General features: G+C 68.4%; 22 protein-coding genes. 9 read left to right on the top strand and 13 right to left on the bottom strand.

Going from position 1 to position 19,881, the window contains the following annotated elements:
* Positions 1–44: 44 nt before the first annotated feature.
* Genes ABD768_RS29465 through ABD768_RS29455 form a run of 3 tightly spaced genes read left to right on the top strand, consistent with a single transcriptional unit; the run spans position 45 to position 1,652 of the window.
* Positions 45–683, top strand: coding sequence for an NAD(P)-dependent oxidoreductase (locus tag ABD768_RS29465; RefSeq protein ID WP_344846072.1), 639 nt, complete (start codon positions 45–47; stop codon positions 681–683).
* Entirely contained in the window at positions 683–1,123 is a 441-nt protein-coding gene (locus ABD768_RS29460; protein WP_344846069.1) for an anthrone oxygenase family protein, read from the top strand. Before ABD768_RS29465 ends, ABD768_RS29460 begins: the two co-directional genes overlap by 1 nt.
* A 40-nt stretch (positions 1,124–1,163) precedes the next feature.
* Positions 1,164–1,652, top strand: coding sequence for a MarR family winged helix-turn-helix transcriptional regulator (locus tag ABD768_RS29455; RefSeq protein ID WP_343965620.1), 489 nt, complete (start codon positions 1,164–1,166; stop codon positions 1,650–1,652).
* 23 nt (positions 1,653–1,675) lie between these two features.
* On the opposite strand, the gene ABD768_RS29450 is transcribed toward ABD768_RS29455, so the two are convergent.
* Positions 1,676–3,829, bottom strand: a complete 2,154-nt coding sequence (locus tag ABD768_RS29450; protein ID WP_344846066.1) for a M6 family metalloprotease domain-containing protein — start codon at positions 3,827–3,829, stop codon at positions 1,676–1,678.
* Positions 3,830–4,140: 311 nt separating this feature from the next.
* Here ABD768_RS29450 and ABD768_RS29445 point away from each other — a divergent pair, with 311 nt between their 5' ends.
* Entirely contained in the window at positions 4,141–5,499 is a 1,359-nt protein-coding gene (locus ABD768_RS29445) for an NAD-dependent succinate-semialdehyde dehydrogenase (protein WP_344846063.1), read from the top strand.
* A 21-nt stretch (positions 5,500–5,520) separates the two neighbouring features.
* Here ABD768_RS29445 and ABD768_RS29440 read toward each other — a convergent pair whose 3' ends face one another.
* Both ABD768_RS29440 and ABD768_RS29435 read right to left on the bottom strand, forming a co-directional pair.
* Positions 5,521–5,940: a PaaI family thioesterase gene (locus ABD768_RS29440; protein ID WP_343965614.1), complete on the bottom strand. Its 420-nt coding sequence runs from the start codon at positions 5,938–5,940 to the stop codon at positions 5,521–5,523.
* 41 nt (positions 5,941–5,981) lie between these two features.
* Positions 5,982–6,509 (bottom strand): type 1 glutamine amidotransferase domain-containing protein, encoded by a 528-nt coding sequence (locus ABD768_RS29435; protein WP_344846060.1) that lies wholly within the window; start codon positions 6,507–6,509, stop codon positions 5,982–5,984.
* A gap of 57 nt (positions 6,510–6,566) precedes the next feature.
* Between ABD768_RS29435 and ABD768_RS29430 the strand changes: the two genes are divergently transcribed.
* On the top strand, positions 6,567–7,226 hold the full coding sequence (locus ABD768_RS29430) for an HAD family hydrolase (RefSeq protein WP_344846058.1): 660 nt from the start codon (positions 6,567–6,569) through the stop codon (positions 7,224–7,226).
* A gap of 1 nt (position 7,227) precedes the next feature.
* On the opposite strand, the gene ABD768_RS29425 is transcribed toward ABD768_RS29430, so the two are convergent.
* The 3 genes from ABD768_RS29425 to ABD768_RS29415 all read right to left on the bottom strand — a co-directional run bounded on the left by ABD768_RS29425 (position 7,228) and on the right by ABD768_RS29415 (position 8,777).
* Positions 7,228–8,016 (bottom strand): helix-turn-helix domain-containing protein, encoded by a 789-nt coding sequence (locus ABD768_RS29425; protein ID WP_344846055.1) that lies wholly within the window; start codon positions 8,014–8,016, stop codon positions 7,228–7,230.
* The gene (locus tag ABD768_RS29420) at positions 8,016–8,258 is read right to left on the bottom strand and encodes a hypothetical protein (protein ID WP_344846052.1); all 243 of its coding nucleotides are present in this window, start codon (positions 8,256–8,258) and stop codon (positions 8,016–8,018) included. Before ABD768_RS29420 ends, ABD768_RS29425 begins: the two co-directional genes overlap by 1 nt.
* Before the next feature lie 315 nt (positions 8,259–8,573).
* Positions 8,574–8,777 (bottom strand): antitoxin, encoded by a 204-nt coding sequence (locus ABD768_RS29415; protein ID WP_343965604.1) that lies wholly within the window; start codon positions 8,775–8,777, stop codon positions 8,574–8,576.
* Positions 8,778–9,052: 275 nt separating this feature from the next.
* Between ABD768_RS29415 and ABD768_RS29410 the strand changes: the two genes are divergently transcribed.
* From ABD768_RS29410 to ABD768_RS29400, 3 genes are read left to right on the top strand one after another with little or no spacing between them, the layout of a single operon-like run.
* Positions 9,053–9,466 carry an RlpA-like double-psi beta-barrel domain-containing protein gene (locus ABD768_RS29410; RefSeq protein WP_343965602.1) on the top strand — a complete coding sequence of 138 codons (414 nt, stop codon included), beginning with the start codon at positions 9,053–9,055 and terminating at the stop codon, positions 9,464–9,466.
* A 13-nt stretch (positions 9,467–9,479) separates the two neighbouring features.
* The gene (locus tag ABD768_RS29405; protein ID WP_344846048.1) at positions 9,480–10,085 is read left to right on the top strand and encodes a cell wall protein; all 606 of its coding nucleotides are present in this window, start codon (positions 9,480–9,482) and stop codon (positions 10,083–10,085) included.
* Positions 10,086–10,096: 11 nt separating this feature from the next.
* Positions 10,097–10,936 (top strand): MauE/DoxX family redox-associated membrane protein, encoded by an 840-nt coding sequence (locus ABD768_RS29400; RefSeq protein ID WP_344846045.1) that lies wholly within the window; start codon positions 10,097–10,099, stop codon positions 10,934–10,936.
* Between the two features lie 63 nt (positions 10,937–10,999).
* Here ABD768_RS29400 and ABD768_RS29395 read toward each other — a convergent pair whose 3' ends face one another.
* Both ABD768_RS29395 and lexA read right to left on the bottom strand, forming a co-directional pair.
* Positions 11,000–11,434, bottom strand: coding sequence for a TIGR03618 family F420-dependent PPOX class oxidoreductase (locus tag ABD768_RS29395; RefSeq protein WP_343965595.1), 435 nt, complete (start codon positions 11,432–11,434; stop codon positions 11,000–11,002).
* 27 nt (positions 11,435–11,461) lie between these two features.
* A complete protein-coding gene (gene lexA, locus ABD768_RS29390) occupies positions 11,462–12,121 on the bottom strand; it encodes a transcriptional repressor LexA (protein ID WP_343965593.1) in 660 nt (219 codons plus the stop codon).
* A 114-nt stretch (positions 12,122–12,235) separates the two neighbouring features.
* Between lexA and ABD768_RS29385 the strand changes: the two genes are divergently transcribed.
* Positions 12,236–13,297, top strand: coding sequence for an FG-GAP repeat domain-containing protein (locus ABD768_RS29385; RefSeq protein WP_344846042.1), 1,062 nt, complete (start codon positions 12,236–12,238; stop codon positions 13,295–13,297).
* On the opposite strand, the gene ABD768_RS29380 is transcribed toward ABD768_RS29385, so the two are convergent.
* The 5 genes from ABD768_RS29380 to ABD768_RS29360 form a co-directional block, all read right to left on the bottom strand.
* Positions 13,294–15,120 (bottom strand): hypothetical protein, encoded by a 1,827-nt coding sequence (locus tag ABD768_RS29380; protein WP_344846374.1) that lies wholly within the window; start codon positions 15,118–15,120, stop codon positions 13,294–13,296. The two genes, ABD768_RS29385 and ABD768_RS29380, sit on opposite strands and share 4 nt — an antisense overlap.
* Positions 15,121–15,139: 19 nt before the next feature.
* On the bottom strand, positions 15,140–16,099 hold the full coding sequence (locus tag ABD768_RS29375) for a polyprenyl synthetase family protein (RefSeq protein WP_344846039.1): 960 nt from the start codon (positions 16,097–16,099) through the stop codon (positions 15,140–15,142).
* The gene (locus ABD768_RS29370) at positions 16,096–17,742 is read right to left on the bottom strand and encodes a hypothetical protein (RefSeq protein ID WP_344846036.1); all 1,647 of its coding nucleotides are present in this window, start codon (positions 17,740–17,742) and stop codon (positions 16,096–16,098) included. Before ABD768_RS29370 ends, ABD768_RS29375 begins: the two co-directional genes overlap by 4 nt.
* The gene (locus ABD768_RS29365) at positions 17,742–18,290 is read right to left on the bottom strand and encodes a hypothetical protein (RefSeq protein WP_344846033.1); all 549 of its coding nucleotides are present in this window, start codon (positions 18,288–18,290) and stop codon (positions 17,742–17,744) included. The genes ABD768_RS29370 and ABD768_RS29365 overlap by 1 nt, the downstream gene beginning before the upstream one ends.
* A gap of 102 nt (positions 18,291–18,392) precedes the next feature.
* Entirely contained in the window at positions 18,393–19,865 is a 1,473-nt protein-coding gene (locus ABD768_RS29360; RefSeq protein WP_344846030.1) for a DHA2 family efflux MFS transporter permease subunit, read from the bottom strand.
* Between the last annotated feature and the right edge of the window lie 16 nt (positions 19,866–19,881).

Here is a 19,881-nt window from a genome sequence, read left to right as displayed (position 1 = left end):
ATATGATACGGTTTAGATATTAGACCGATGGAGAGGTGAGGGCGATGCGGATCACGGTGTTCGGGGCTACTGGGCGGATCGGGGCTGCGGTGGTTGAGCAGGGGCTCGAGGCGGGGCACAAGGTGGTGGCGGTGGTGCGGGAGTCGGCGCGGTATGACGTGCGGCATCCGGCGCTCGAGGTGGTGAAGGTGTCGGGGGTGACGGTGGCCGCTGAGTTGGTTGGGGCGGTTGACGGGGCTGAGGCGGTGGTGTCGGGGATCGGGCCGCGGGGGCGGAAGGACGGGCCGGTGACCTCGACGTCGACGCGGGCGATCGCCCAGGCGATGTGGGAGACCGGAGTACGCCGGTACGTCGGGGTCAGTGCGGCTCCGGTCGGGCCGATTCCGCCCGGCGACAGCTTGCTCAACCGGGCGTTCATTCATCCGTTCTTCGGATGGTTGCTCAAGGAGACGTACGCCGACCTGGCCTTGATGGAGGCGGAACTCGCGGCGACCGGCATCGAGTGGACCGTCGTGCGCCCGCCGAAGCTGGTCAGCAAGCCGGTCACCGGGGTCTATCGGACGGCGCTGGATGCCAACATTCCGCGCGGCCTGTCGATCTCCCGCGAAGACACCGCCCATTACATGCTCGCTGCCCTCGCCAAGCCGGAAACGATCGGCCACGCGGTCGGCATCGCGTACTGATGAGGTTCGTCAAGTTCGCCAACCTCTGGTTCGCCGGCCTCTTCGCCGGCTTCCTGCTGACGGTGCTCGTCCTGGAGCAGTCGCTGCGCCGCTTCGACGCGCACGTCTACACCCAGGTGCGCCAGGTCGAGCTCGTCCGGCTCGACACCCTGGCCAGCGTGACGTTGCTCCCGGCAATCATCACGACCGTCGCGCTGGTACTACGATCCCGCCGCGCGCCGGCGATCGCCGCACTCGTGCTCCTGCTCGGCGTCTTCGCGCTGACCCTCGTCGTCAACCTCCCGATCAACCACGACCAGACCGGCTGGTCCGTCCAGAATCCACCGGCGGACTGGGCTGAGGTCCGGGATCGGTGGCAGCTCGCGCACCTGGCCCGCACGGTCGCCGCGATCGGCGCGTTCGGTTTGCTGATCGGCGTACCGGGGAGATCGACTGCGTAAGGTGTTGTTCGAGATTCGTACAACACGAGGGGCAGATCTTATGAATCCGGTAACAGCCCACGACGCGCGGCGGCGGCGCCGGCTGGCGGCCGAGATCAAGGACTCGTTGCGCGAGCTGAGCAACCAGCTCAGCCTGCTCAACCATCAGGTCGGCACGCATCTGGAGTTGAAGGACGTCGACCTGGACTGCCTCGAACTCATCACCAGGCACGGCCCGATGAGCCCGAGCGCCGTCGCTCGCCGGGCCGGCCTGCACCCGGCGACGATGACCGGCATCCTCGACCGCCTGCAGAAGGGCGGCTGGATCACCCGCGAGCGCGACCCCGACGCCACCGACCGCCGCGCCGTCGAGGTCCGCGCGCTCCGCGAGCGTAGTACCGAGGTCTTCAAGCTCTACTCGGGTATGAACACGAAGATGGACAACCTCCTGGCCGACTACTCAGCCGCCGACCTGGAGCTGATCTCCGACTTCCTCCAACGCACCACCACCGCCGGCCAGACCGCGACCACCAAACTCGCCGAGGCCTGACCGAGCCCACCAGTGGTAGGCGACTACTTGGCGATCGCCAGGCAGGTGGTGGTGGACTTCTTCGTCGGGTCGGATTCCGAGGCGGCGGTGAAGGTGATGCTGGCTACCGGCGATGCCTTGGCGGCTGCCTTGGCCTGGACCGGGATCTTGATGGTGGAGCCGGTTTTGGCGGTGGCGAGGGCGTTCGGGAGGGAGAGGGTCCAGCCCTTGCCGGTGATCTTGGCGGACAGGCGGTAGACGTCGTTGTCGAGGTACTTCGCAACGTCCTCGGGGTGGGTGCCTTGCGGCGGGGCCGTCTTGCCGGTGTTGGTGAGGGGGAAGACGCAGGTGCTGACACCGGACTGGCCGGGAAGGCCGACCGTCGGCAGTACCCGTACGCCGCGCTTCTGCGGGCCGGCGCCGTCGAGGGAGCGGATCGCGACCGTGTAGGACAGCTCGCCCTTGGCGTTGCGGTGCACGTTGGTGATGTAGAAGTGCAGCCGGTTCGCCTGGTCGACGTACTCGTACTCGCTGCCCGAGTTGGTGCCGGCGTGGAAGAGCGCGTCGGACAGCTGACGGTAGTCGCCGATCGTGATCGGGACCTTGGTGCCGTCGGGCAGCACGTAGTCGGTCATGTTGATGTCCTGCGGGTTGGCGTCGATGACCCACTCGAACGGCGCCGCATCGGCGTTCTTGGTCTTCGTCAGCAGGACGCCCGAGTCGGGCGTGAACGAGTCGGTGCCGACCCGGTCGACGACCTCGATCGTGTAGTTGTTGTACCCGCCGCCGTCGCACATCGGGTTGGTGCTGACGTCGCACTTGGGGGAGAGGTCGCCGGTGCCGAGCGCGATGTTGATGCCGGACAGGTCGGTCGCGCCCGGCTGGATCGCGCGGGCGGTGACGTCGGCGACCACCAGGCCGGACTGTGCGAGGGCCTCGCGCGACAGCCGGAGTACGTTCTGCTCATCGACCATCTGCAGCTTGATCTTGTTGCGCAGCATGTGTTGCGCGCCCATCGACGCGCCGCCGGTGGCCGGGATCATCCAGCGGCTGTGGGGACCGCCGGGGCCGTTGAAGGTGCCGCGGCTGAGCATCTCCCACGGGCCGGAGTAGTCACGCCGTGCCGGTACGCCGAACGGGTTGTTGTAGTTGTCGCCGATCCCGAGGATGTGGCTGAGCTCGTGGGCGAAGACGGACATCCCGGAGCTCTCGGCCTGCGTCGTCGAGCCGCCGCCCGCGTTGGGCCACAGCGTCGAGCCGGACGCCCAGGAGGTCCACGGGACGTACCGGGTCAGTGACCAGTTCGGCAGCAACGGGTCCGGCGGGCCGAAGTCGTCGGTGACGTCTTCCTTGGTCGGGAACTTCATCGACCCGAACTCCTGCCAGGTGGACGACTCGTCCTGGCCGGCGCTGAGGTAGTACACGAAGTCGAACCCGGCCGGTACTTCGGCGCCCTGGTCGGCGACCCATGCCGCGCGGGCGTCGGTCCGCAGGTTCTTGTTGCAGGTGTCGCCGGCGGGGCAGGCGGTGCCGTCCTGGAACTCCATGCCGTACTCGTACGACTTGCCAGGCAGCCGGTACGCGCCGAAGGAGGTCAGATCGACGCCGTACCGGCCGCCTGAATCCTCCATCCAGTACTCGTGGATGGTGTGACCGTGGTTGAGCGCGCCGGGCTTGTTGAGGAAGTCGCGGTAGAAGTCGGCGACCTGGTCGCGCGGAATGCCGTTGGCCTCGGCGCTCGGGTTGCCGAACGGCGTCGACGCCTTCGGCTGGGTGATCACGAACGGCTGGTTCGAGTAGTCGACCAGCACGAGCGCGCCCTTGAACGTCCGGACCGAGCCCTTCTTGCTCGGGTCGGCCCAGTCCGTACCGGGCGGCAACTTGTAGTCGGCCCAGGTCATGTGGTCCGGGTTGACCCAGTTCTGCGGATCGATCGCCTCCCCGAAGCCGGGCTGGGCGACGCGCTTGGCCGCGAACTCCGACTCCTGCCACGGCTGCTGCTGCGGCCAGTGGTCGAACTGCCAGGGATTGACGGGATCCGGCTTCTCAGCGGCCGGTACTGCGGCCGCGGCGACAGATCCGGCGCCGGGCCGGGCGGCCGGCGTACCGGGTGCCGCGAACGCGAGGCCGGGAATCGAGACGGCGGCCAGCAGAGCGGTCGCGCGCAGGGCAAGCCGAAGCTTTCGTTGCTCAGACACGGGCGGAGTCCGATCGACGAAGGAAACATGCGGAGCTTCATCCTGCCTCATGCCGGCGCGCTCGTCCCAGCCGGTTTTCCCTTGATCTCGCGGAAAACCGCGGCCTGTGGGTGGGCGGCCGGAACCCGTTCGCCAGTGCATGCCAAACGTGAGTGGCAAACGCTTGCTCTGCGCGTGTCGGCAGCGGCTGCGGGGGTTGTGCGTGCGTGGCCGTCCGGGCCGGTCCCGCGAGGGTGAGACGCATGTATACAGTATGCGCCGAACCCGCTAGCCTGGCGGGGCTCAGTGTTGTCGAGGGCGGAGGGCGTTCGATGTATTCAGTGACTGATCCGGCGACGGGTGTGTTGGTCGAAGAGGTGCCGAACTCGACTGCTGAGGAGGTGGAGGCGGCGGTTGCCCGGGTGCACTCGGGGTATCAGGCCTGGCGGCAGCGCAGTGTGGTGGAGCGGGCTGCGGTGGTCAAGCGGGCGGCGGAGTTGTTCGCAGAGCGGGCTGATGAACTGGCCGCGATCATGACGCTGGAGATGGGGAAGCGGATCAACGAGGGGCGTGGTGAGGTCGGCATCGTCGTCGACATCTTCAACTACTACGCCGACCACGCGGTGGAGCTGCTGGCCGATGAGCCGGTGGCGATCAAGGGCGGGCGGGCCGTGATCACCAAGAACCCGATCGGGCCGTTGCTGGGGATCATGCCGTGGAACTTCCCGTGCTACCAGGTGGCTCGGTTCGTCGCGCCCAACCTCGTGCTGGGCAACACGATCCTGCTCAAGCACGCGTCGATCTGCCCGCGGTCGGCGGCAGCGATCGAGACGGTACTACGGGACGCCGGCGTACCGGATGACGTCTACGTCAACACGTTCGCCTCCTCCCGGCAGATCCCGGCGATCCTGGCCGACCCGCGGATCCAGGGCGTCTCGCTCACCGGCAGCGAGCAAGCCGGCATCTCCGTCGCGGCCGACGCGGGCAAGCACCTCAAGAAGACCGTGCTCGAACTGGGCGGCTCCGACCCGCTGATCGTGCTCGACTCCGCCGACCTCGACGAGACGGTCAAGGCGACCGCGACCGCCCGGATGCGCAACTGCGGCCAGTCCTGCAACGCGCCCAAACGGATGATCGTGCTCGCCGACCTGTACGACGAGTTCGTCGACAAACTCACCAAGCGGGTGGCCGACTTCTACCTCCCCGGCGACCCGTCCGACCCCGAGACCAAGCTGCCCCCGCTGGCCTCGATCGCCGCGGCCGACGAGGTCGCCGAGCAGATCGAGCGTGCGGTCCGGCAGGGCGCCACCCTCCGCACCGGCGGTCAGCGGATCGAACCCGGCGCGTACCTCGAGGCGACCGTGCTGACCGACGTCACGCCGGAGATGGACGCGTACTACGAGGAGATCTTCGGGCCGGTCGTGCTGGTCTTCAAGGCCGAGACCGAAGAGGAGGCGATCGTGATCGCCAACGACTCGCCGTTCGGTCTCGGCGCCAGCGTGTGGGGCACCGACGCTGACCGCAACCGTCGCGTCGCCGATCAGATCGAGGCCGGCATGGTCTATCTGAACAGTGCTGGTGGGTCGCAGGCCGATCTGCCGTTCGGTGGGATCAAGCGCTCCGGGATGGGCCGGGAGCTTGGGCCGGCCGGAATCGAAGAGTTCATGAACAAGAAGTCCATCCGCCTTTAGGAGCTACGGTTTCGGTAGGAGCTACGGTTTCGGCCAGAGGACCATCTGGGTGCAGCGGAAGGTCGCGATCTTGCGGCCGGTGTCCTCGTTGGTGACGTCCGCGTCCCACACCTGGGTGGTCCGGCCGCGATGGACCGGGCGGGCCTCGCACAGTACGGCGCCCTCGCGGGCGGTGCCGAGGAAGTTGCTCTTCAGCTCGATCGTCGTGAATCCGGTCGAGCCCTCGGGCAGGTTGATGATCGTGCCGTAGCCGCAGAGCGTGTCGGCGATGCTGACGACGGTGCCGGCGTGGAGATAGCCGTTCGGCGCGAGCAGTTCGGGGCGTACCGGCGTACGGGCCTGCAGGAGCTCCGGCGTCACCGAGGTGAAGTCGATGCCGATCAGCCCGGGCAACGCCCCGACACCGAGCTTGTTGAGGTCCTCAGGCGTGTACTTGGTCATGGCCGCCCAGTATGCCAGCGGCGGTCAGAGGCCGGCGGCGGTCAGCCGATCGCGTCGAGCAGAGCCTTGCTGAAGGCCGGCAGGTCGTCCGGGTTGCGGCTGGTGATCAGGTTGCCGTCGGTGGCGACCGTCTCGTCGACCCAGGTGGCGCCGGCGTTGCGCAGATCGGTCTGCAGGCTCGGCCAGGACGTCACCGTCTTGCCGCGGACGACGCCTGCCTCGATCAGCGTCCAGGGTGCGTGGCAGATGGCCGCCACCGGCTTGCCCGAGTCGACGAAAGCCTTGACGAACCCGACCGCGGCCTCATCCGTGCGGAGTGCATCAGGGTTGGCGACGCCGCCGGGGAGGACGAGAGCAGCGAAGTCGTCGACCGATGCGTCACCGACAGCTTGGTCGACCGGCAACTTCTCGCTCGCGGTGAGATGGTCGAAGGTCTGGACGTCGCCGGTCTTGGGGCTGAGCAGCACCGGCTGGTGACCGGCGTCGGCGACGGCCTTCCACGGCTCGGTGAGCTCCACTCGCTCGATGCCCTCGGCGGCGACCAGGAATGCGATCTTCTTGTCAGTCATAGCGCCCCAGTACCCGGGCTTCGGTCAGCTACACGGACCTCGCCTAGGGTTGCGCCGGTGAGCATCGTGAAGGCATCGCACGTCGTCTGGGACTGGAACGGCACCTTGTTGCACGACAACGAGGTGGTGCTCGCGGCGGTCAACGACGTGTGCGCCGAGTTCGGGCGGGCGCCGTTGCGGTGGGAGGAGTGGCAGCAGTTCTACTCGCGTCCGGTGCGCGCCTGCTACGAGCGGGTGCTGGATCAGCCGCTGAATGACGAGGACTGGGCGCGCGTCGATCGGCTGTACCACGACAAGTACGACCTGTTGCTCCACACGAGCGTGCTGGCACCCGGCGTACCGGACGAACTGACCGCCTGGCGTGAGACCGGCCGCACGCAATCCTTGCTGTCGATGTGGTTCCACAGTCAGTTGGTCCCCACCATCGCCGGCCACGGTCTCACCGACCTCTTCCAGCGAGTAGACGGCCTCCCCGGCACCCTCGGCGGCGAGTCCAAAACCGACCACCTCATCCGCCACCTCGAAGCCCAAAATCTCAACCCCGCCGACGTAGTCCTGATCGGCGACGTAGTAGACGACGCCCACGCAGCCCAAGCAGTTGGCGCCCCCTGCATCCTGGTAGCCAGCGGCGCCATGACCCGCCAGGCCCTGGAGTCGACCGGCGCCCTAGTCACCAACACAATCCCCGAAGCCATGCAGCACGTAGTGCCGGCCTGAGCTACCAGTGCGGTCCAGCTGACTGGCCAAGGCTCTCGGTGACCCACTGCTTCGGACCCCGTACGCCGTCGAGCACGCCGTCCTCCAGCCACTCCTCGCCGTTCGCGGTCCGATGCACGCCGCGGTGGGACCCGTGCAGAACACAGGGCCTCGACTGGCGGGTGCGTTCCGGGCAGGCGACGTACGCGAGTCGGCTGAGTGCCTGGGCGAATCCACGTCGTTCGGCGTCGGTCGCCTCGAGTCTGGTCACCAGGAGCTGCAGTCGCTCCGGGTCTGGTTCACGGGTGCCGTTGAACCAGTGGTTGAGGGTCGTCCTCGGGATGTCGGTCAGCGCCTCGACCTTGCGGATCGAGTCGAGGCCGGCCCGGCTGACCAGCGCGGAGATGACCGCGCCGAGCTCGTCGAGTGTCGTCACCGACTCGAGCGCCGCGAGGAGCGGGTCGGGCTTGCTGATGGCCTGGAGGCCGGCTTGCCAATCCCGTTCGACCATTTCCCAGTACCACTGCCGGTCCTCACCGGCGGGGTGCGTCCGGCGCAGCTCCTGCTCGACGCTGCGGACCGTGCACCACAATTCCCACCAGGCGTAGAGCACATCGCCGCCCACGCCGCAGCCGTCGAGGTAGCCGCGGACGCGCGGCCACCTCGGCAGGTGCTCGGTCGAGGTTGTCCGGACGACATGTGAGTGCGCGAACCCCTGGACCCGAGCCAGTTGGCGGACAGTCAGGCCGGAATCGACGCGGACCTCCTTGAGCAGCCGGGCGAACTTCGGCAGAAGTGACTTGCCAGACATCAGATGCCCCTGGCGGCGGCGACGGCCTTGCGGGTGAGGGCCCCGCTGACGGTGGCCGCCGCGGTGACGAGTGCGACGACCGAGCTGACGACTGCCGGGACCGCCATGCCGCGCACGAGCAGCAGGGCGGCGATGCCGAGGGCCGACAGGAACAGCACGATCCAGAGGACCAGCACGATCAGGACAGGGACCGCGGCACGGCGGCCGCGCGGACGGCGTACAGGCTGGGGGCTTCTTGACATCACGTTCTCCCGGAGGTTTGCACGAGGCAAATGCACGTGCATTTGCACGCGCCGACATGACGAAGTTACCCAGCGCGAGGCCTCGGGGTAAACCGCGTGACGGCGCGTCCTGGTGCCGGTTTTCACCCCCGTGGTGCCAGTTGCGGAACGGCCGGCGCGCTGACCTGCGAAGACATTCCCCAACCTGTCCCAAGCGTCCCGCGACCGCCCACGGGATACTCCCAAATGGCCTTCCCAGCCCCGCCTTCTTGGTCTTGCGGTACGACGGAACGGGCCGCGAGCGGGGTGCTCGCGGCCCGTTCGTGCTGTGAGGGGTCAGCTGATGTCGTCGTCCTGGCCGTCGAGGGCGTCGAGGCGGTCCTTGGCCTGGTCGGTGCCCTGGTCGATCTTGTCGCCGTACTTGCCGCCGGTCTTCTCGTCGACGGCGTCGCCGGCCTTGTCGAGGCCGTCGCTGATCTTGTCGCCGTGGTCGTCGACCGCGCCGGTCAGCTTGTCCTTCATGTTGTCGAAGACACCCATGTCGCTCTCGTCCCTTTCGTCGGAGTCGAGCGCCTCGCGGTTCGCCCCCTCCGCAGGGCGGTCAGCCGCGTCCGAGACGCTCCGTACACCGGCCAGGTGCCCTTCGCCGCCGTTGCCAAACGCAACCGTTTGAAACGGTTCCGTGATGACGCGTCAACCTTTACCGCAGGGTGAAAAGTTACCAACAACCACGCTGAGTTGTAGATATCCCACTCCCAGCGACGTATAAGGGTGCCGAAAGGTTCGAACCGCCCCTTGGACCTAGGAGGAAGAAAATGGCTGGATTGCAAGGCGAAGTGTCATGGTTCTGCTGCGGCAACGCATGGGGACCCTGCGGAACGGCCGGGCACGGCGCCTGCGGCACCTGTAACTCGGGGAGCTCGCAGCACGCCTGGACCAACACCTCGGACGCCTGCTACTCGATCACCCGTCCCGACCGCTGCGGGATCACCGGCGTCTCCCGCCGGACCTGCGGCTTCCGGCACCAGACCACCAACCTGTGTACCGGCGCCCGCGTCACCACCAGCATCGCCGACTGCGGACCGCAGACCGACCTGTTCTGCGGCGAGCGGGCCTGCTGCGGCGGTACCTGCGCATCGAACCGGGTCATCGACCTGACCCCCGCGGCGTTCAGCGCCATCGCGAGTCTGAACTCCGGGCTCATTCCGTGCCAGGTAGACGCAGGCTGAGGGGGACTGACCGATGACGAACACGATGGATCGACGCACCCTGCTCAGCGGCGCCGTACTGGGCACCGCGACCCTGGTCGGCGCGACCGCCATGGGCTCCCTCGCCCCTGAGACCGCCTTCGCCGCCCGCGCCCAGAACGCCGAACCGGGCGCGCCCGACCCGAACTTCGCCGAGGGCCGGGTCACCGCCCGCGACGGCAGCATGATCCTGGTCTCCGGCTCCGACGGCCGGTTCCACCGGCTCCGGCTGACCGGCGGTACCAGTGTCTGGAAACTCCGCCCGACCACGCTCGACCAGGTCAAGGTCGGCGACGGCCTGTACGCCCGGGGGGTGGCGATGCCCGACGGTACGATCGCCGCCGAGTCGGTCTGGGTGAACATCGTGAACCTCAACGTGCACGTCACCGGGATCGCACTCAACGCCCTGCACCTGGACCACAAGGGCTCGAAGATCATCGGTCACGTCGTGCCGGGCACCAGCGCGGCCGTCTACAACGGCGCCCCCGCGGTGGCCGACATGTCGAAGGTGAAGGTCGGCAAGCACATCCAGGTGATCGGCGCCTGGCGGCCGGACACCAACGAGATCGACGTCGCCACCGTCTACGCGGCGACGGCGTAGGGAGGCCGCCGATGATGGGACAGGTGGCGGCCCTCCAGGCGCTCGTGATCAGCGCGCTGCTGGTGTGGTCGTCGTACGGGAAGCTCGTCGGGCCACTGGTCGGTGCCAGGGCACGGCGGACGGCTCTGAAGCGGTTCGTCGGCGAGGATCGGGCCGAGCCGGCGTTCCGTGCGGTCGGCGCGGTCGAGTTGCTGCTCGCCGCGTCGCTGCTGCTTCCGCCGGTGTGGAAGGTGGAGAGCCTGGCCGCGATCGCTTTGTCAGTAGGCTTCCTCGGCTATCTGACGTACACCCGGATCGCGGCTCCGGATTCGTCGTGCGGTTGCGCGGGGTCCGCGATGGCGCCCGTGACGTGGCGATCCTTCGGCAGGGCGGGGTTGCTGTTGGTTGCCGCGGCGGGGGCGTCGATGGCGGACACCGGCTGGGCGATGTCGTTGCCGGGAGCAACTGCCATCGCGGTGGTGGCGGTCGAGGTGATGCTGTTCGTCGCCCTGTCGGCCGAGCTCGACCGGTACTGGTTGCTGCCGTTGCGTCGGCTCAAGGTCAGGCTCACGCATCCGTTGGCGAACACGGCCTCGTACGGCGTACCGCTGGCAACCTCGGAGCACCAGTTGCTGCGCAGTAGTGCTTATCGGGCCGTGAATGCGCTGCTGCGATCCGGAATCCGCGACCACTGGGACGAAGGGGACTGGCGCTTCATCAGCTACACGGCGTCGTACGACGATCGCGAGGCGACGGCCGTCTTCGCGGTACCGCGCCTGCGCTACGAGCCGGACGAGGTCCGGGTGGCGATCGTCGACGACGAGTCGGGTGAGACGCTCTACCGGCCGACGCTGTTGCCAGTGCCGGCCTGAAATCGCTGAACCTGTTGGGCCGGTACGCCGGTACGCCGGCGCCGGCCCAACAGGTCAGTCGAGTCAGCCGTAGACGCGGTCCGGCGTGATCAGTACGGCGGTACGCCGCTGCTCGGCCATCACCCGGTCGTACTCGTCCCAGTCGTCATGGGTGCCACCCGCGGCGGTGAAGATGTCGCGCAGCAACACTCGCAGCGACTCGGCGTCGAGCCACGGCTGCGGGTCGTCCGGCCCGGCCAGCTGGGCCTTGCCCTCGACGGTGCCCCATTTCCAGCCCTTGCGGAACGTGACCGACAACTGCGGGCGCACCCGAAGATTGGCCAGCTTCACCTTGCCGTAGGTGACGAAGGCGAGCACCGGTTCGCCGGTCGACGGGTGGTCGAGGACGCCGGCGTTCACCAGCGAGGACTGGATGGTCTGGTCGGCGCGCAGGGTCGAGACCACCGCGAGTCCCTGGTCCTCACTCGCCAGCGCCACCACTTCAGCCAAGGTCGTCATATCGCCCAGCTTCTCAGACGCTGCTGATCAGACGCTGCGAAGGACCGAGACGACGATGCCGAGGATGGTCGCGTTGTCGCCGTCGATCACCTCGTACGCCGGGTTGCGCGGCTCCAGGTACACGTGGCCGTTGCGACGCCGGTACACCTTGACGGTCGCCTCCTCGTCGATCATCGCCGCGACGATCTGACCCGAGTGCGCCTCGGACTGCTGCCGGATCACCACCATGTCGCCGTCGCAGATCGCGGCGTCGATCATCGAGTCGCCGCGGACCCGCAGGGCGAAGATCGTGCCGCGGCCGGTCAGCTCGCGGGGCAGCATGAGCGAGTCGTCGAGGTGCTCGATCGCGGAGATCGGCGTACCGGCCGCGATGTCGCCGACGACGGGGACGGAGACCGAGTCGTCCGTCGCGGCCGGCGCCTGGCTGTCCTGCAGGAACATCCGGACGTCGATCGGCCGCGACATCGACTGGCTGCGGCTGAGGAAGCCCTTCTCCTCCAGGCTGGTCAGGTGCCGGGAGACGGTCGAGGACGAGCGGAGGCCGACGGCTTCACCGATCTGCCGGGTGCTCGGCGAGTACCCGTGCTTGACCACCCAGTCCCGGATCGCCACCAGGATCTTCTGCTGCCGCTCGGGGAGGCCGGCCGCGTTCAACTGCTCGAAGGGGTCAAGGTCGTCGTAGGTCACCGGGCGGATTCTATGGCGTCGGTTCGGGGTGGCCGGGGTGCGACCCGCGTGCAGGGCTATTCGAAGGAGATGCAAAGGGAGGAAGGGAGCCGAATGCGTGGTTAGCGTGAAGAAATGCTGACCACGCAACCGCCACTGCGCCGACGCCTGACCATTGCCGCTGCGACAGCGGTACTCGCCTTGACTTTTACTGCCTTGACGTCGGTAGGTACTGCTTCGGCAGCTCCGCCGAGTCAGCCGGGACATGCTCCGAAGCTTGCGCCCGGCGCCGAGAAGTTGCAGACAGCGCCGAAGCCGGCTCTCGGTTTCCGCACAGCTGTTGACGGACCCGCGGATCTGACCGGGGACGGGAAGTTCGATCTGTTGACCAAGCGGGGTGCGGAGGTCGCCGTGCATCCGGGGTCGGGGACGTTGAACAACGCGGCGACCTTCGGGGCGCCGGTGACGGTGAAGACCGGGATGTCGGACCGCCGTTGGATCGGGCGCGGCGATCTGGACGCCGACGGCGACGAGGACCTGCTGAGCATCTCCACCGCCGGCACGCTCTACATCGCGCCGCACACCGGCACGTTCAACGGGACGGCGACCTTCGGCACGGAGTACCAGTTCGGCACCGGCTGGCAGGTGGCTGACCTGGTCGTCATCTCCGACTTCGTCGGCAGCGACCCGAACAATCCGCTGGAGCTCGACGGCCGCGCGGACATCCTGTTCCGCAGTACGGGTGACAACGCGCTGCACCTGTACGTGAACGACGGCATGGTGAACGGCAAGCCGACGTTCAGCTATCGCGGCAAGGTGTTCAACGACTACCAGGTGGTGCGGCAGCTCGACATGGCCGACCTGACCGCGGACGGCGTACCGGACTTCTTCACCGCGATGACCGACGGCAGCATCTGGCTGTTCGACATGTTCGCCGACCAGGACTCGAGCGGGAACTGGGTCGGCAAGTGGTACACCCTGGTCAACGCCCCGAACGCCAACTCGGTCAGCGCGAGCGTGGTCGCCGACGTCGACAACGACACCTACCCGGACTGGATCGCGCAGTTCCCGGCGAGCGGCGAGCTGCACGCGATCGGCAACAGCGGCAACTGGGACCCGGCCCACCCGGAGACGGTGTTCGAGCTGCCCGAGCACGTCGTCGGCACCGGCTGGAACGTGTACGACACGACGACCTAGCGAGCCAGCAACCGGGCGAACCCGGCCAGCACCCGCCGGCCGGGTCCGTCCGCCACCTCCTCGAGCGCAGCCTCGGCCGCTTCCAAAGAGCTTGCGCTGGTACTACGAAGCGCCGCCTCCTCCAGCCGCGTGCTCATCTTCGCCCGGCGCGCATCGTCGAGCCCGATCTCCAACCGCGTCGGGTGCCCGGCCAGGCCGCGCAGGTCCTCACTGAGCACGAACAGCTCACCGCAGTACCGCCCGAACCGGCGGATAGCACGAACCTGCTCGTCACTCGCCCCACCCACCTCGGCGCCGATCCGCGCCGGGAACTCGAACATCGCCGCGAACAACTCCAACGGCGACGCCGCATCGGTCCACACCCGGGCGCGGACGCTGCTCAACTCACCGAGCCAGTCCGAGAACGCCCAGCTGTACTGCGGTTCGTGCCGCGCGACCAGCTCAGCCGCCCGCGCCATCAGGAAGTCGGCGGCGAGGACCGAGGTCGCGGTCTGCCAGTCCACGCCGCGGTCGAGCGGCGTGGTCGAGAGCGGACCGACGAGAGCCAGCGAACCGAGTACTGCGAGTTCGACGGCTGCGGCCAACTCGGCTCGGCGGAGATCGGGTGGGCGACCCGCCGACATGAGGGCGCCGGCGAACAGGAGTGCTGGGCGGGCGTCGGAGGGCCGGTTGCGGTGTTCGGCGGCGATGAGGGAGGCGATGAACGGCCATTCGCCCCGGACGGCGCCGACGGCGATGTCGCTTGCGGCAGCGAGGAACGGGGCGACAGTCAGCTCGTCGGTGGGGCGGAGGTCGATGCGTTCGTGCCCGGCCAGGCCCGCGATCCCGTCGGGCATCAGGACGGCGCGACGCCCTTTGGCGAAGAACGAGCTGCCGCTGCCCGCGGTGTCGGCGAGTACGCGCCAGGCGAGGTGATAGCGCCTGGCGGCGTGGCGGGCGGTCTCGAAGTACCCGACGAAGCTGCTACGGAGAGCGGCCTTGTACGCCGCCGCGGCCGCCTCGGCGTCGTCGGAATCGGCGATCGCTTCGGCCGCCAGCAGACCGCTGCGGAGGGCGTGGCCGATGCCCTCGCCGGTGAACGGGTTGACCAGACCGGCCGCGTCGCCGACGTACAGGCGATGGCCGTCGGCGGCCGATTCGGGGGCGAAGGCGCTGCTTGCGCCGGAGATCGTGGCCGGTCCGTCCGGTAGGGCTCCGGCGAAGGCTGGGTCGAGGTCGGCCAGCTCGTCGAGGGCTCTGGTGAGTAGTTGCTCGGCGTCTGGGGGAGCGCTGCCGGCCAGCCTGGTGACGCTGATCGTGGTGCCGACGACGCGGACGACCAGGGGTGGTCCGTGGGGGTCGGCGGCGTCGGGTGGCGACAGGTGGAGGCGAGCTGATGTGGGTGGGAGGTTGTAGCTGCGGCTGACGACGAAGCCGGTGCCTGCCGCGCCGGCGGGTTTGGCGCCGGTGGCAACTACTTGGTGGCTGGCGGCGAGGTCAGGTGCGGTGGGGCGATGATCGACGCCGTGGGCGATGGCGGTGGCGAGCAGGCGGTTGGTGAGGTCGCGGTAGGAGATGGCGGTGAGGTCTGAGTCGTCGTAGATGACGAGGTGCGGGCGGGTGCCGAACGAGACGTCGAGTCGGTTGATCGGGGTGCCGGCGGCTAGGAGGTCCGGGACTAGATCGGCGACCAGGTTGGCGGCGTACCGACTGACCAGCAGAGTGTGGGTGGCGGTGGGTGGTGGGCCGACGAGGATCGTGCGCAGACCGCGGCGGGCGAGCTCGGCAGCGGCGACGGCACCGGCCGGGCCGGCGCCGAGGACCACGACCGGCAAGGAGTTCATGGCGCAACCGGCGCGGAGTTCATGGCGCACCAGCCGTGCGGTTGGCGAACTCGGTCAACGCGTTGAGGGCCGGCGCGGGAAGTTCGTCGCGGAGGTTGTCGAGGACGGTCAGCGCGGCGGCGAGTTCGGTACGGGCGACCTCGTGGGCGGCTACGAGGCCGCCGGATTCCGCTATCAGGTCGCTGATTCGAGGGAGATCGGTGACGGCGAGATCGGGGGAGAGGAGCAGATCGCGCAGCTGGGTGGCAGCGGGTTCTCGGCCGCGGAGGGCGCACAACGTGGGGAGGCCGAAGAGACCGAGGAGATGATCTGTTCCGGCAGGCTTTCCGGTTCCGTTCGCGTGCAGGTCAAGGCAGTCGTCGAGGACTTGAAAGGCGATGCCGTAGCGGGCGCCGAACTCGGCCAGGCCGGCGGTGACCAACCCCGGCAGCCCGCTCGCCGTGGCACCGAGGACGCAGCTCAACTGGAACAGCGCGCCCGTCTTGCACCGGGTCAGTTCGAGATAGTCCTCAGTCGGTACGCCGGGATCGAACCCCCGCTCGATATCCAGCAACTCGCCGTACGACAACTCCCCAACCGTCCGGCTGACGGCCGTCGCGATGGCCGCCCCGAGGTCCGCGGCCTCCAGCCCGACAGCGGCAAAGCAGGCCGTCCCCGCCAACACCGCGAGCTCCTGACCACCTTGACGATGAGCCGCCGGCACCCCGCGCCGCGTCGCCGCCCGATCGATCACGTCGTCGTGCACCAACGTTGCTATATGCAACAACTCCACCAGCGCACCGAACCGCACCAATGCCGGTCGGCGAGGATCCCCGGCCGACGCGGTCAGCCACACCAGCTCCGACCGCAGCAGCTTCCCCGGATTGGCCAGCAACGGACGTACCAGCGATGCGAACACCTCGTCGAGGCTGTCGACCAACTCGCCGAGGGCAGCCAGCACCGCGTCGCGATAGGTGCTGCCAGCAACGACTCGGGTCACCGCGGGCGGTACGGCGTACCGGAGGCCGGTGGCCTGGACTGGATCGTCGGGACCTTCGCCATGATGTCCCAGATCCGGTTGTAGCGCGCCGGGTCGTCCATGAACGCCATCACGCCGGTGTAGTCGAGGCCGAGCGTGCCACGCAGTTCGTCGTACAGGGAGTTGGCCGCGGTCTGCTCGTCGGTCCGCATCCAGGTCTTCAGCGAGACCGTCATGAAGGCGGCGTCGTCGAGGTTCTCCTGACTGACGACGAGGCCGGAGCCGTTCGGGTCGTCGATGTTGTTGACGACGAGCTCGCGGTACTTGTCGTACAGCGCGGCGGCGCTCTGCTTCTCGGTCGGCGATGCCTCCTTGTTCGCCAGCCGGTCCAGGATCACGTCGCCGTTGTAGTAGAACAGCGTGGTCAGGTAGTTGCCGATGCTGGTGAAGCCGAGGTGGTCCTCGCGGATCCGCTTGGCCAGTTCGTGGTCCTCCTGGCTGTCCAGCGGCAGGTCGTAGACCCCGGCGGCCGCGTCCATGAACTCGCACTTGTCGGCGTTGATGTCGATCGGCATCTTCGTCGTACCGGAGCCACCCATGTAGACGACCGAGCCCGAGTCGCCCGGCCAGCCCAGCCGGGTGGACATGATCAGGTCGTTGAACCAGAAGAACTTGGTGTCCCCGGCGGCGTTCACCTCCATCGCGACCGGGATGGTCCAGCTGACGCTCTTGATCGTGGACGAGCTGTACCCGGTCCGCCAGCCGACCTTCTCGATCGGCGCGCCGATGTCGTCGATACTGGCGAACCAGACCGCGTCCGGATCGAGCAGCTCGAACTCGAGCTGCTCGATCGTGTTGCTCATCTTGGTGATGAAGGCGGTCGCGTTGAACGGGTCGGCGGCGAAGAACATCCCGACCGCGGGGTGGTCCACGGTCGCCCCAGGCATCAAGGGGTCGACCGTGTTGCCGCTGTAGGCCTCGTCGCTCTGATCGGTCAGCTCGGCCAGCGCGCCGTCGACCTGGTTCTTCGCGGTCGGGCCGAGCTTGTACTTGACGAACCGCTTGAGCAGCGCGACCGCGTCGCCGGCACCGCCGGAGACCGGCTGGATGATCTTGTCGGCCTCGACGCCCGGGTTGGTGGCCGCCTGCTCCAGCGAGAAGCCGGTGTTGAACTGCACCAGCACGTGGTTGTTCGACAGGATGCAGATCTTGCCGTCGCGGCTGTCCCGGACGATCAGGCCGAGGGTGCCGGTACTCCCGTGGGAGTTGACGTTGCCCACCCCGACTCCGCCGACCAGCGGCCGGGCCCGTTTGGTGTCGTAGACCGGGGTCGGCGGATGGAAGACCGGCCGATCGACCTCGGCGCGCAGCCGCTGCGACTGCAGGGTGCCGGCGCCGTAGAAGGGTCCGGCCTGGCTGACGTCGACGCGGTAGCTCCTGCCGTCGATGTCCACTCGCCTGGGCAGCAGTTTGTTGAGCTGGACGTGCGCCTCGGGGCGCTTCTTGGTGACGGCGACGAGCACGGCCGGCTCGTCGGACTCCACCCCGTTGACCTCGGCGAAACCGATGCCGGCGCCGTTGAACTGACGCTGGCCGCCGTGCGCCTGCAGCACCCGCCGCTTGACCTCGGTGAGCCCGCGCAGGTGCTCGCGCTCCATCCGCATCAGCGCTTCTTCCCGTCGTGCATCCGCCGGGCGATGTCGAGCCACAGATTCGCCGGGTACGCCGAGTCCGCGGCGAAGTGATCGGTCAGGCTCGCCACGGACGCGGCGACCGCTGCTTCGAGCGCTTGGCGTTGGGACGCGTCGGCGTCGGAGACGACTGCGCCGACAGCCCGGGCGAATCGCTCGCCGGCGATGCCGCTGGGCAGCTTGGCGTCGTGCAGCAACTGGGCACCGTGGTTGACCTGGGCCCGACGGATTGCGTTGAGTCTCGCCAGCACTTTGGTCACGCGTTGGTCGCTGACCCGCTTGCCGGCCGATGCGGTCTCGCCGAAGGCCGGGAAGTCGACGGGGAACTTGGTCACGGCGCGAGCCACCTCGACGAGCACGGCGCGCTGGGCCGGGGTGGTGGTCGCGGTCGTATTTGCGTTGGTCCCGGCGGCGCCGGTTGGGTTGGCTTGAGGGGCTGCTGTCGCCGGCAGGGCCGTAGTACCGGCTGCGACTGCTACGCCGGCACCTCGCAGTACGGTCCGCCTTGTCAGGTCGGTCATCGGCCTCACCCCGTCGTCGTCACCCGTGCCCGCAGCAGGTTTCTAACACGGGCGTGACAGCGCTCGCGACGGTTTCGATCCCGGTGAAAAGGCCGCGCCCGGTCAGCGATCCGATGCGCTACCGGACTCCAGCGGGCTCGGCAGGCATTCCGCGATGCAGCCGTGAGGTGGCGCGGGGGCGATTCTCGGCGCGACGCCGGCCGCTCTGGAGACAAAGGCGGCGGCCACCGCGGCGGCGGCGAAACACAATGCCGCCGCAGCGAACATCGCCGGGCGGTAACCGGACGAGATCGTGTCCTTGAGGCTGAGTCCGGCGCCACCGGCCAGGGTGGGAATCAGTGCGATCGCGGCGACACCGCCGATCCGCGCGACCGTGTTGTTGATCGCTGACGCCTCACCGAGATCGGCATTGTCCACGGCGGCCAGGACGGCGGCAGTCAGGGGAGTCACGGCTATACCGAGGCCGACTCCCTCCAACAGAATCCCGGGGAGGACGCCGCCCAGGTAGGTCGATCCAGGGCCGAGACTGGTGAGGTACACGAAGCCGAGGCCGACCAGCGCGGTTCCGATCGCCATCATCCAGCGGGGACCGGCGCGGGCGACGAGTGCGCCGCTCAGCGGTGAGATCAGCAGGAAGACGACGGTGGACGGGATGAGGGCGGCGCCTGCCGCGGTGGCGGTGTAGTCCAACTGCAGCTCGAGTTGCAGGTACAGGATGTAGCCCGCGCCGCCGAGAGCCGCATAGAAGAGGAACGTACTGAGATTGATCGCGTCGAACTGGCGCGACTTGAACAGCCGGAGCCGGATGACCGGCGCCCGGCGCCGCGACTCGAGCGGGAAGAGGGCGGCCACGCAGACGAGTCCGATCACGCCGGCCGGTACCACCGCGGGACGCGACCAGCCGTGGGCCGAGCCTTCGGTCAGCGCGTAGATGATGCCGCCGAAGCCGACCGCGGTCAGCACCGCGCCCACCAGGTCGAGCCGTCCAGTCGCGTTCTCGTCGAGGCTCTCCTTGACGTGGCGTAGTACCAGCAAGGCGGCGATCCCCAGGGGCAGGTTGAGCAGGAAGAGCCATTGCCAGGACGCGTGGTCGACCAGCCAGCCACCGGCGTACGGGCCGATGGCCATCCCGAGGGTCGCCAGGCCGGCCCACAGGCCGATGCCGCGCGCCCGGTCCTCCGGTCGCAGGGTCGCGTTGAGCAGGGCCAGGCTGCTCGGTACGGTCAACGCGCCGCCCACTCCTTGCAGGATCCTCGCCGCGATCAGCAGGCCGACCGAGTTGGCGAGCGCGCAGAGTACCGAGGCGGCCAGGGTGAGGATCAGCCCCGCGACGAGCAGCCGGCGACGGCCGTACCGGTCGGACAGGCCGCCCGCGACGAGCAACAGCGCGGCGACCGTGACCAGGTAGCCGGTCACCACCCACTGGAGCGCCCCGACGCCGGCGTGTAGGTCGGCACCGATCGCGGGGATCGCGACGCTCACCACCGAGGCATCCAGGAATCCGATGGTCGAGGCCAGGATGGTCGCGCTGACCACCGCCACCCCCGCCGTGCTTCGCAGCTCCGCAGACGCCACGACACCACCTCCTGCC

This window comes from Kribbella ginsengisoli (assembly GCF_039537185.1).
Classification (GTDB): domain Bacteria; phylum Actinomycetota; class Actinomycetes; order Propionibacteriales; family Kribbellaceae; genus Kribbella; species Kribbella koreensis.
This window is presented reverse-complemented; position numbering and strand designations above follow the sequence as displayed.